General features: G+C 43.8%; 9 protein-coding genes and 1 pseudogene (1 of these 10 running past the window's edge). All 10 read left to right on the top strand.

Going from position 1 to position 11,828, the window contains the following annotated elements; all coding sequences use genetic code 11:
- On the top strand, positions 1-555 hold the end of the coding sequence (locus V8Z93_RS13730) for a sensor histidine kinase (protein WP_439431855.1). 615 nt of this gene lie to the left of the window's left edge; 555 of the gene's 1,170 nt are visible here — the last part of the coding sequence; the start codon falls outside the window, past its left edge; its stop codon occupies positions 553-555.
- 237 nt (positions 556-792) lie between these two features.
- Positions 793-1,311 carry a YceD family protein gene (locus V8Z93_RS13725; RefSeq protein WP_218413567.1) on the top strand — a complete coding sequence of 173 codons (519 nt, stop codon included), beginning with the start codon at positions 793-795 and terminating at the stop codon, positions 1,309-1,311.
- 29 nt (positions 1,312-1,340) lie between these two features.
- Positions 1,341-1,526, top strand: a complete 186-nt coding sequence (gene rpmF / locus V8Z93_RS13720) for a 50S ribosomal protein L32 (protein WP_006848356.1) — start codon at positions 1,341-1,343, stop codon at positions 1,524-1,526.
- A complete protein-coding gene (locus tag V8Z93_RS13715; protein WP_217761756.1) occupies positions 1,526-2,539 on the top strand; it encodes a beta-ketoacyl-ACP synthase III in 1,014 nt (337 codons plus the stop codon). The genes rpmF and V8Z93_RS13715 overlap by 1 nt, the downstream gene beginning before the upstream one ends.
- Before the next feature lie 159 nt (positions 2,540-2,698).
- Positions 2,699-3,580, top strand: a complete 882-nt coding sequence (era, locus tag V8Z93_RS13710; RefSeq protein ID WP_217764758.1) for a GTPase Era — start codon at positions 2,699-2,701, stop codon at positions 3,578-3,580.
- A 149-nt stretch (positions 3,581-3,729) separates the two neighbouring features.
- Complete coding sequence (gene der, locus V8Z93_RS13705; RefSeq protein ID WP_203041941.1) at positions 3,730-5,043, top strand: ribosome biogenesis GTPase Der; 1,314 nt, start codon at positions 3,730-3,732, stop codon at positions 5,041-5,043.
- Positions 5,044-5,126: 83 nt separating this feature from the next.
- Positions 5,127-5,492, top strand: a complete 366-nt coding sequence (locus V8Z93_RS13700; protein ID WP_254880744.1) for a hypothetical protein — start codon at positions 5,127-5,129, stop codon at positions 5,490-5,492.
- Positions 5,493-5,551: 59 nt separating this feature from the next.
- Positions 5,552-6,799, top strand: a pseudogene (locus V8Z93_RS13695) (AAA family ATPase); the annotation flags it as partial.
- Between the two features lie 763 nt (positions 6,800-7,562).
- Positions 7,563-10,589 carry a hypothetical protein gene (locus tag V8Z93_RS13690; protein ID WP_439431854.1) on the top strand — a complete coding sequence of 1,009 codons (3,027 nt, stop codon included), beginning with the start codon at positions 7,563-7,565 and terminating at the stop codon, positions 10,587-10,589.
- Positions 10,590-10,669: 80 nt separating this feature from the next.
- A complete protein-coding gene (locus V8Z93_RS13685) occupies positions 10,670-11,728 on the top strand; it encodes a hypothetical protein (protein WP_439431853.1) in 1,059 nt (352 codons plus the stop codon).
- Positions 11,729-11,828 lie beyond the last annotated feature (100 nt).

Genomic DNA, 11,828 nt, shown 5'->3' with positions numbered 1-11,828 from the left:
AAGATGAATTATCCTGACGATGATCTTATCCCCGAGATGGATAAGGATATCAAGCGACTGCAGTTGATTGCCGACCGATTCTCGAAGATCGGTTCACTTCCTGAGCCTGTTCCTGCCAGTTTGAACGAGGTGATGGACCACGTTATCGACTATATGGACCGTCGTACCTCTAAGAAGGTGAAGATGGTGAAGGATTTCCCCGACCACGACATCATCATCAAAATCAACGCCTCGCTCTTTGAGTGGGTGATTGAGAATCTCTCCAAGAATGCCGTGGATGCGATGGGCGTGGATGGCGGACAGATTACCCTGCATGTGGAGGAGACCGAAGACAGGGCTATCGTGGAGGTTTCTGATACCGGTAAGGGAATCAGGAAGAAAGACCTGCGCAACGTGTTCCGTCCGGGCTTCACTACCAAGAAGCGAGGATGGGGACTGGGACTCTCGCTCGCCAAGCGCATCGTGGAGGAATATCACCACGGCAAAATCTGGGTGAAGAGCAGCGAAGTGGGGAAGGGAACCACCTTCCGAATCGAACTGAAGAAGAAGGGCTGATGCATCAGAAGACGGCACGGCGATGCATCGGATGAATGAAGGCTGATGCGTCTGATAACCTCTCTTTTGATGATGCTTGAACCCGAAAATCTTCTGAAATCCCTTAAAAATGGGAAAAATGGGGGAATAATCAGTTAATAATGAGAGATTTTAGTGATTTTTGCATAAAAAATTATTTTATCTCAAAAATTATTTGTAACTTTGCAGCCCGAAACCAATATGGTATTTAATAAAAATATGTGTAATTTAGAGTCTTATAAGATTGATTTGAAAGCTTTGCCTCAGGGGGTAACAAATCTGGAGTTTAAGCTAGACGATGAATACTTTCAGGCAATAGACGCTCCTGATATCCAGAGAGGCGAGTTGCAGAGTAGTCTGTCCATCAACAGGACGGACGACTTCTTCGAGCTCAATTTTCACACTGAGGGAGTGGTACACATACCATGTGACATCTGCCTGGATGATATGGACCAGTCCATTGACACCGACGACCGCCTCATGGTGAAATTCGGAGACGACTACTCAGAAGAAGATGACCTCGTGATTGTGGCCGAGAACGAAGGAATACTCGATATCTCGTGGTTCATCTATGAATTCATAGACCTCAACATTCCCATCAAGCATGTGCATGCACCTGGAAAATGCAACCCTGCTATGATTGAAATGCTACAGCAGCATTCTGCCGCCCGAAGCGGTGAGGAAGAAGAGGAAGCTGTGGATCCACGCTGGGCAGCACTCTTAAAATTAAAAAAGTAAAATTCAAAAATTAAAACATTTAAAAAATTATGGCACATCCTAAAAGAAGACAGTCAAAGACACGTACACTTAAGAGAAGAACTCATGATAAGGCAGTAGCTCCTACATTGGCAGTTTGCCCTAACTGTGGTGCATACTATGTATACCACACTGTTTGCCCTACTTGCGGTTACTATCGTGGTAAGGTTGCAATCGTTAAGGAAGCAGCTGAATAATGGGTAAAATCAATGCTGTAATCACAGGTGTAGGTGGATACGTGCCAGACTACATCCTCAACAACGAGGAGTTGTCGCGCATGGTGGATACCACAGACGAGTGGATTACCACCCGTGTGGGTATCAAGGAACGCCGCATCCTTACAGAGGAAGGTCTCGGAACAAGCTATCTGGCGCGTAAGGCGGCAAAGCAGCTGATTCAGAAGACTGGCGTGGATCCAGACACAATCGACGCACTGATTGTGACAACCACTACACCTGACTACAAGTTCCCTTCTACAGCATCTATCGTCCTCGGTAAGCTCGGACTGAAGAATGCCTTTGCGTTCGATTTCTCTGCAGCTTGCTGTGGATTCTTGTACACCCTCGATGTTGCAGCCAGCATGATTCAGAGCGGCAGATACAAGAAAATCATCGTAATCGGTGCAGACAAGATGTCTTCACTCGTAGATTACACAGACCGTGCTACCTGTGTGCTTTTCGGCGACGGTGCTGGTGCTGTGCTCGTGGAGGCAACAGAAGAGGAAAATGTAGGTGTTCAGAACTCATACCTTCGTACAGACGGACAAGGCTTGCCTTTCCTCCACATGAAGGCGGGTGGTTCTGTGTGCCCTCCTTCACACTTCACCGTAGACCATCGTCTGCATTATCTTTATCAGGAAGGTCGCACCGTGTTCCGTTACGCAGTAACCGACATGAGCAACGACGTGATGAAGATCATGGAGATGAACAATCTCAAGGCTGAAGATGTGAACTGGGTGATTCCTCACGAGGCCAACCTCCGTATCATCGAGGCTGTGACCAAGCGTGCAGGAATTCCACTTGACAAGGTGGTAGTAAACATCGACCATTATGGAAATACCAGTGCGGCAACAATCCCATTGGCACTCTGGGATGCAGAGAGCCAGTTGAAGAAGGGCGACAACGTCATCTTCACAGCATTCGGTGCAGGATTCGTACATGGTGCATCTTTCTATAAGTGGGCTTATGATGGTGCTGCTTATGGCAAGTAAGACATATTAAAATAGGATAGAATAATTATCTATATAAGGAAACGCATCTTTCTTATTTCATCTCAACAAAAGTGAACTAAGCAAGGATGCGTTTCTTTAGCTTCATGCCAGGTTCTGGCAAACTCATTTAAACATTTCGTTTCAATCAATTTTTATCGTATGCATAAAGCAGGTTTCGTAAATATCGTGGGCAACCCTAATGTGGGAAAGAGTACGCTGATGAATCAACTGGTGGGCGAGCGTATCAGCATCGCTACCTTCAAGGCGCAGACCACCCGTCATCGTATCATGGGTATCGTGAATACCGATGACATGCAGATCGTGTTTTCCGATACTCCGGGCGTCTTGAAGCCAAACTACAAGATGCAGGAGATGATGCTCGCCTTCTCGGAGAGTGCGCTGGCGGATGCCGACGTGTTGCTTTATGTGACCGATGTGATTGAGAACCCTGAGAAGAACATCGACTTCCTGGAAAAGGTGAAGAAGATGAAGATTCCGGTGCTTCTGCTCATCAACAAGATTGACCAGAGCGACCCGAACAAACTGGGTGACACCGTGGAGAAATGGCACTCGCTGCTGCCGAATGCCGAGATTCTGCCTATCTCTGCGAAAAACAAGTTTGGCGTGGATATGCTCCTCAAGCGCATCAAGGAGCTGCTGCCTGAGTCGCCTGCGTTCTTCGACAAGGATCAGCTGACCGACAAGCCAGCCCGCTTCTTCGTATCTGAGATTATCCGCGAGAAGATTCTGCTCTACTACGACAAGGAGATTCCTTATGCCGTAGAGGTGAGAGTGGAGCGATTCAAGGAGGACGACAACCGCATCCACATCAATGCCGTGATCTACGTGGAGCGTGATTCCCAGAAGGGCATCATCATCGGTCACCAGGGCGTGGCGCTCAAGAAGGTGAACACCGAGAGTAGAAAGGCACTGGAAAAGTTCTTCGGAAAGAAGATTTTCCTGGAAACCTTCGTGAAGGTTGACAAAGACTGGCGCAGTTCACAGCGTGAACTCGATGCCTTCGGATACAATCCGGAATAACAACTTCCCCTCCCTGAATGTAATCGAGGGAGTGACTCTCGCCAGAGGGGCGAGGGCCGGAGCAAGGTCAGCTTCGGCAAATTATTAACTTGGATGCAGAGACCACATCCATGATACCTCCTCAAAGGAAGGAGGGTGAATGACTAATTATGGCAAATTTAGTAGCAATCGTAGGTCGCCCTAACGTGGGTAAATCTACTTTATTCAATCGTTTGACTCAATCTCGCCGCGCCATCGTGAGCGATACAGCTGGTACTACCCGCGACCGCCAGTATGGCAAGTGCAGCTGGAACGGAAGAGAATTCTCTGTGGTGGATACCGGTGGTTGGGTCGTTAAATCAGATGACATTTTCGAGGATGCTATCCGCAAGCAGGTGTTGGTAGCTACCGAAGAGGCCGACCTGGTTCTCTTCCTGGTAGACGTGAACACCGGTTTGACCGACTGGGATGAGGACGTAGCCCTGATCTTGCGTCGTGCCAAACTGCCTGTAATCCTTGTGGCAAACAAGGTGGACAACAGTGCTGAATACTATCAGGCTGCCGAATTCTACAAGCTGGGATTGGGCGACCCTCAGTGTATCAGTGCCGCAACAGGTGGCGGTACGGGTGACTTGCTCGACATCATATTAGACAAGCTTCAGGACAATCCTGAGGAAGCCATCGAGGAGGACATCCCTCGCTTCGCCGTGGTAGGTCGTCCTAACGCCGGCAAGAGCAGTATCATCAATGCCTTCATCGGTGAAGACAGAAACATCGTTACCGAGATTGCTGGTACAACCCGCGACAGTATCTATACCCGTTACGACAAGTTCGGCTTCGACTTCTATCTGGTTGATACCGCCGGTATCCGCCGCAAGAACAAGGTGAGCGAGGACTTGGAGTTCTATTCCGTGATGCGTTCCATCCGTGCCATCGAGAACAGTGATGTCTGCATCCTGATGCTCGACGCCACCCGTGGTATCGAGACCCAGGATATGAACATCTTCCAGTTGATTCAGAAGAACAACAAGAGTCTGGTGGTGGTAGTAAACAAGTGGGACTTGGTAGAGGAGAAGAACCAGAAGGTGATTGATACCTTCGAGAATGCCATCCGCAAGCGTATGGCTCCGTTCGTGGATTTCCCTATCATCTTCGCTTCTGCACTGACCAAGCAGCGCATCTTCCGCGTGTTGGAGACTGCCAAGGATGTTTACCAGAACCGCAAGGCTCATATCGGAACCTCTAAGCTCAACGAGGTGATGCTGCCTATCATCGAGGCTTATCCTCCACAGAGCGTGAAGGGTAAGTATATCAAGATCAAGTACTGTACCCAGTTGCCAAACACCACGATTCCATCGTTCGTGTTCTATGCCAACTTGCCTCAGTATGTAAAGGAGAACTATCGCCGCTTCCTGGAGAACAAGATTCGTGAGAACTGGTCGTTGCATGGTTGTCCAATCAACGTCTTCATTCGTCAGAAGTAAGGGGAAGTGAAGAGTGAAGAACGAAGAGTGAAGAATCAAAATGTATGAAGATGAAGAAACTTTTGATTTTTATGATAATAAGTATGGGGTTGGGACTTTCTTCCTGCAAGGAGGAGCGTCCTGACCCTTCTTACTTTGCGGGTATCGCCGCAAAGGGTTACTACGACTTGCTCCTTGAGGGCAAGTACGAGGAGTATGTTTCCGGTTTCAACCAGCCCTACCGAATCCCGAAGGGCTATCACGACCAGCTGCTGCTCAATGCCCGGATGTATGTGGAGCAGCAACAGCTGGAGCACCAGGGCATTGCGAAGGTGAACGTGCTGAATGCCAAGGCAGACACTGCCCACCACGTAGCCGACGTCTTCCTGCAGCTAGCCTTCGGCGACAGCACCAAGGAGCAGATTGTGGTTCCGATGGTGGAGGTGAAGGGCGAGTGGAAGATGAGGTAGGAGTAATAACATGATTAAAAGGAGATAGTGATATGGAACAGATGAACAGACATGATGGTATGCCTACGGCAGCTAGAAGAAAACGCATTCCTTATGGCTTGATGAATTTCATGACTTTAAGGGAAAGGGACTGTTACTATGTGGACAAAACCCGTTTTATCGAATCAATAGAGGAAGCTAATATGTTCTTCTTCTTCATTCGCCCTCGCCGATTCGGCAAGAGCCTTACCATCTCTATGCTCCAGAATTATTACGATATCAATAAGAAAGAACAGTTTGATAAGCTCTTTGGCGGACTGTACATCGGCGAGAATCCTACGCCTGAGCGCAACTCCTATCTGGTTCTTCCCCTCAACTTTGCCACAGTGGATGCCGGACTTGATAACTATCGGGCTGGTCTGGATTCCTGTGTCAATATAGGTATCATGAATTTCTGTGACAGATATAAAGCGTATCTGCCCGATGATATTGTCGTTAGGATGAAAGAGGAGTGCCAGGGATGTGTGGACCAGTTGAAGTTTCTGGCTGCAGAATGTGAGAATGTGAACCAGCATATCTATCTTTTCATTGATGAGTATGACCATTTCACCAACAAGATTCTTGCCGAGCCGAAGCACATGGTCAGGTATCGTGAGCAGACTCATGGTGAAGGATATCTTCGAATGTTCTTCGATGCCGTGAAGGATGCTACTTCTTCTTCGTTGGCACGTGTCTTTGTCACAGGTGTGAGTCCCGTAACGATGGATGATTTGACCAGCGGTTTCAATATAGGCACCAATTATTCTCTGTGCCATGAGTTTAATGAACTGGTAGGATTTACAGAGGAAGAAGTGCGGGCACTGCTTACTGATTATGCGGCTGTTTGTCCGTTCAATCATACGGTAGAAGAGCTGGTTCGTAACATGAAGCCATGGTTTGACAACTATTGTTTCTCTGTGGAGGAGTATGGCAAGACCACCATGTATAATTCTGTGATGGTACTCAACTTCCTGGATAGGTATATCCGATCGGGCTATCAGATTCCAAAATCCATGATTGAGACCAACATCCGTATTGACTACGATAAGATTCGCATGCTGATTCGCCATGACAAGAACTTCGACCATGATGCCAGCATCATCCAGGAACTGGTTACCAAGGGCTTTGTTATGGGTAATCTCGTAGAGAATTTTCCTGCGGAACGTATCAACGACCCGGATAACTTCCTGAGTTTGCTCTTCTATTTTGGTTTAGTAACGATAGATGGCTCTTATCAGGGATACACCAGGTTCATTATTCCGAACGAGGTGGTGCGTGAAGTGTTTTATAGAGACTATATTTAACGTTATTTGAGTATGAGTATCGAGGTATTAAGTAAAACAACGGCATCTGGCTTGAATAGGAAGAGTGTTACTCCAGAGCTTCAGGCTAAGATAGATAGTGCAAGAGAAGAATATCGAAAAGGAAATTTTGTCAGCTGTTCTACTGCTGACGATCTTCGACATTTTTTGAATTCACTATGAGTTATAGGAAAGCATAAGGGTTCTGGTCTTGGATTTAGACTCCCATTATGGCGATAAGTGATGAAAAACCGCAGTCTTTACTTGGATGAAGGCTGCGGTTCTTCTTTTCTCTTTTTTCTGATTTCGCAGTTTTGCGTTTATTTTTGTTTGCGCAAACACAGAAAAATTAGAAAAAAAAGCTATGAAATTGCGTTAAAATTATTAAGATTTACACTTTTTAACCTAAAAAGTTTTGCTCGTTTCAGAAATTTTGCCTACATTTGCAACCGAAAGAACCTAATGAGGGTATAAGACTCCTAAGAAGAGTTTGTCCTCTCGACCTAAAAAAGAACTGTAGATTTCTAACGAACGATGTAGATGATAAACGATGTAAGATGTAAGAACTGAAGAAGGTAATACGAAATATTAGCCGACTCTCTCCTAACAAGAGGCCGCTAACTAGAAGCTACAATTCTCTAAGAACAAATAAATGATGAAACCCTGGAAACAGATTCACCATGACATTTGAGGATTCTTTCTAAGAACAAATAATAATGAACAATTTTTTTATAAACTAAAATTTACGATTATGAAAAAAGTTTTAACTTTAGTATCGGCATTGTCGATGGTTGCTGGTTCAGCAGTTGCTAACGATTTTGATTGGACTGGCCTTGAGAAGCCTCAGCTTGAGGCAGGTACTCATTTTGTTAAAGGTACAAAGAGTAACCTTACTTATGAGAACCAGGCATTCTCTTTCAAGGTAACAAAAGGTGATAAAGTTCAATTGGGAGTTAATGGTGAGAACTTGGATATTACCGTTAATGGTTCAAAGCTTTCTGCATCTTTGGAAGGTGGAAAGATTAGCTTTGTTGCAGAGGCTGATGGTGATGTAGTATTAAAGCTTGGTACTGATACAGCTATCAAGTCTATTTATGTAGAGTCTGATAATTATCGCAAGGCAGAGAATTTGATTAAGACTGTCGGTATGGCAGCTGTCAATAAGGCTACTGTTGATATTGCAGATTATTCTACAATGATTGATAAGGATAATCAGAATCTTTCATTTGATGGTTTCTTCACTTCTGTAAAGGAAGAGATTAACCTCGAGGCTCAGAAGGTGGCTCAGATGGAAGCTGAGTTGGTGACTGCTAAGGCAGAGAATACAGTTAAGGAGCTGCTTGCAGAAGGCTTAGAGACTTCTTTGGAAAAACGCTTGGGTGCTGTCAAGACAGCTGTTGAGAAGATAGTTAAGGATGCTGAAGCAGCTAAGAAGAACTATGATAATATTACTAAGGTTGTGGCTAAGGGCGTAGATGATCGCTTGGTTGAGGCTGCAAAGACCACTGTTAGTGCAATTGATAATAATGCATTGACTTATATCTGGGACTTCAAACTTGATGGTAAGAAGATTGTAAAGTCAAGCTTAAAGGCTGCTTGGGCTGAAGATGAGTTGAATGCTATTGCTAAGGATCGCGATGCTCTCAAGAAGGCTGCTATGGAGGAACTTAGCAGATTCTATAAGTCTACTAAGAATGAGGCTGATTGGCAGAAGGATTTCGATGGTCTCAAGGGTCAGATTGACAATATGATTGCTCGTGCTATCGTTGAGCGTGACTATAAGAGCAAGATTACAAATTTGAAGACTAAGGTCGATAATTTGAATGGTGTTCTTGCAATTAAGGATGTTAATCAGAAGGATGTATTTACAAAGCCTGCTGGTTATGACGATTGGACAAAGGCTGTAAAGGAGCTCAATGACTTTATTGATGATACTACAAATCGTCGTGATTATACTAAGGCTGAGCTTGATGTAGATCCTGTAGGTAAGTATACTACAGCTGATAAGACATTCACTAGTTTGAAGGATGAATTCATTGGTCAGGCTCATAAAGCATTGACTGCACTTTCTGCTGATGCTCAGAAGAATATTGATACTTATAGCTATAAGATTTCTGCTAAGTATCAGAATGAGCCTGAGACTCAGAAGCAGTATGAGAAGGAATTTGCTGTTATTCAGTCTGAACTCAATGGTTACAATAAGACTATTGGCCTTAAGGATTATGCAACTATCGTAGAAGGCTACAATACTATTGCAAAGAATATTTCTGGTATTAATGATCAGGTAAAGGCTAAATGGGATAAGACCCTTAATGATCAGAAGGTTAAGGTTAAGGACAATAATAAGGATGCCAAGAAGGTGATTGACGACCAGATTGATGCTGTTCGTAAGAACTACAACGATTACATCGCTAAGATTGAGGCTTGGAAGAAGGCTGATTTCGCAAGTGATGATATGATTGCTAGTTTGAATGCTAATCAGAGAGTTCTCTTTGATATTGTTGGTGAACTTGATGCTCAAAAGAAAGCTGTAGCTGATAAGGTTGCAGAACTTGAGACTGCAATTGATGAGGTTTCTGATGTAGAGTTTGATCCTAATGATGCAACTAAGTATCGTTTCAATGGTGAGAATAAAGACGGAAAGACTTACAAGAGCATTGTAGAAGAGATTGAGGGACGTATTAAGGTTCAGATTGATGCAGCTGTTAAGACTGCTAATGATAGAGCTTGGACTTACCTCACCCGTGATTGGTCTAATGGCAAGGCTACATTGACCTTTAATGATGCTAACCAGAAGTATAATGCTGCCAAGGAGTATATTGACAAGGGTCTTAGTGAGTCTAAGATGACCCAGGAGGCTCATGATAGCTTCGATAAGCGTTATCAGGGTATTCTTGATAAGAGTCAGAATGCTAATGTCGGTGAGAATTATAGAGTTGACGCTTATAACAAGGCGAATGACTATATGAATGCTTTGACTTTGGCTGACAATATTGGTAGCATTTCTACAGACTATTTGGCTAAGATTGAAACCGCTGTTAAGGCAGTTAATGATCAGTTGGAGGCTTATACAGCTTTGTATCAGAAGGTAGCTACTAAGAAGGTGGCATGGACTGTTGCTAAGAGTAAGGAAGCTGATTATCAGAAGGAGTACAAGCAGGTTGTTCCTGATGGTAAGGATGACTTTGTTAAGACTAAGCTGCAGGAAATTAACGATGCTCTTAAGGCCTTCTCTAAGAAGTTGGAGGATAATGCTCTTACAGCATCTTCTCTCAATGACGAGGCTGATGCAGTATTGGCATCATTCGATGCTGGTTATTTCCAGGCAACTAACTATAAGGGTTATGTAGCTAATAATGAGGCTAAGTCTAAGGCTGATGCGTTGATTGCTGTAGTTAAGGCTGAAATCACAAATGCTAAGGCTGCAATTGCTGGCTATCGTGAGGAAGTCCAGGCTGACGCTAATGTTGTTATCGCTGCTGCTGAGACAACAGTTTCTGCTCAGGAGTCTAGTGTTGCTAAGGACTTCGCTGCTGGTACGCTTGGTGATACCTATGCTTCTATTGAAGGTGCGTTGAAGACAGCTTCTGCTAACTTGAAGCAGGCTCTTGCTGATGCTGAGAAGGCAGAGAAGGGTGGTAACCTCGACCTCGATGGTGATGGTGAAATCGGTCTTGGTGATATCGTTAAGGCTGGTGCTAATGTTGATGCTGGTGTAATGGATGGTACTACATTCATGAACTTCATCGATGCTTATCTTCAGTATAAGAAAAAATAAATTGAATTAATTGTGTGAAGTTTCCTTATATAGGAAACTTCACCTCTTAAAGAATTTAATAACATTATAAAAAATAGATTATGAAACATTCAAGACTTTATAGTTGTGTTATTGCACTTGCTATGCTTTTTGTAGCTAATCTTGGCGCAATGGCTCAAGAATATGTATTAAAAAGCATTTCTTTCTTGACACCTGGTGAAAAAGGAGTACTTGCTGTAAGTATGACAAATCCAGATCCTGTAAATGCTTTCGAAGGAAGAATTGTTCTTCCAGAGGGTCTAACTTTTGTTGATGCTGATAGAGAAGAATATTGCAAGGTAGGTAAGACAGAGCGTACTAGTAAGTTTAGTATTGGTATGCAGAAAAAGAATGATCGCAATGCGTTCTTCTTAGGTTATAGTACTGTTAATGCTAATGTACAGCCTGGTCAAGGTGAAGTATTTACTTTTGAAGTAAATGTTTCTGAGAATTTCACTGCTACTAGCGAGATTGAATTGTCTGATGGTGCTATTAGCATAGTTGACAAGAATATTGTAAAGACTCCTGTTGTTAAGGGTAAGGTAGGTAATGTTGCCGACCAGATTATTGCTACAAGTAATGAAGTAAAGGTTACCGAGGGTACTCCTGCTACAGTTACATTGTCATGTGATTTCCAGAAGGAATTCATGAGCTTCTTGTCATTTACAATTCAATTGCCAGAAGGTTTGTCTATTGTAAAGGATTCAGAAAAGGCTGATCCTGAACGTTGTCCAAACCATGTAGCTACTATCCTTAATAATTTATATAATGTAAAAGTTGTAGATATCTTTGGAAATCTTAATTTCTTGAAGAAAGATGGTAAATTGTGCAGCTTTGAGGTAGTTGCTGACGATAAGTTTGTTGATGGTTCGGAGATTATCTTGAAGGGCATCAATGGTGTTGCAAAGATAAACAGTGTTAATACAGCATTCTACGCTGAGGATTTGCATATCAAGGTAACTAAGGATGGTACAGCAACAGGTATCAACAGTATCGAGTCTGACTTCGCAGCTAAGGCTGACGGTATCTACACAGTCAGTGGCTTGAAGGTTAACAAGCTTGTTAAGGGTATTAACATCGTAGTTAAGGACGGTAAGGCAACTAAGGTTGTTAAGAAGTAATGAACCATCTAGAAACCATTGTTCTTATGAACAGTGAGATGTGATATATAAAGTTAAACAATAAAAGGGGAGAGGCATCTTGCGAAGGTGTCTCTCTTTT

Origin of the sequence: Segatella copri, assembly GCF_051861805.1 — a bacterium.
In the GTDB taxonomy this organism is placed as follows: Bacteria; Bacteroidota; Bacteroidia; order Bacteroidales; family Bacteroidaceae; genus Prevotella; species Prevotella copri_M.
Note: the sequence above shows the minus strand (reverse complement) of the source record. Positions and strands in the feature narration are given on the sequence as shown.

Excerpts from the sequence above, each read along its gene's own strand:
- V8Z93_RS13725 (WP_218413567.1), top strand. The coding sequence starts at position 793 with ATGTGTAATTTAGAGTCTTATAAGATTGATTTGAAAGCTTTGCCTCAG.
- rpmF (WP_006848356.1), top strand. The coding sequence starts at position 1,341 with ATGGCACATCCTAAAAGAAGACAGTCAAAGACACGTACACTTAAGAGA.
- V8Z93_RS13715 (WP_217761756.1), top strand. The coding sequence starts at position 1,526 with ATGGGTAAAATCAATGCTGTAATCACAGGTGTAGGTGGATACGTGCCA.
- era (WP_217764758.1), top strand. The coding sequence starts at position 2,699 with ATGCATAAAGCAGGTTTCGTAAATATCGTGGGCAACCCTAATGTGGGA.
- der (WP_203041941.1), top strand. The coding sequence starts at position 3,730 with ATGGCAAATTTAGTAGCAATCGTAGGTCGCCCTAACGTGGGTAAATCT.
- V8Z93_RS13700 (WP_254880744.1), top strand. The coding sequence starts at position 5,127 with ATGGGGTTGGGACTTTCTTCCTGCAAGGAGGAGCGTCCTGACCCTTCT.
- V8Z93_RS13690 (WP_439431854.1), top strand. The coding sequence starts at position 7,563 with ATGAAAAAAGTTTTAACTTTAGTATCGGCATTGTCGATGGTTGCTGGT.
- V8Z93_RS13685 (WP_439431853.1), top strand. The coding sequence starts at position 10,670 with ATGAAACATTCAAGACTTTATAGTTGTGTTATTGCACTTGCTATGCTT.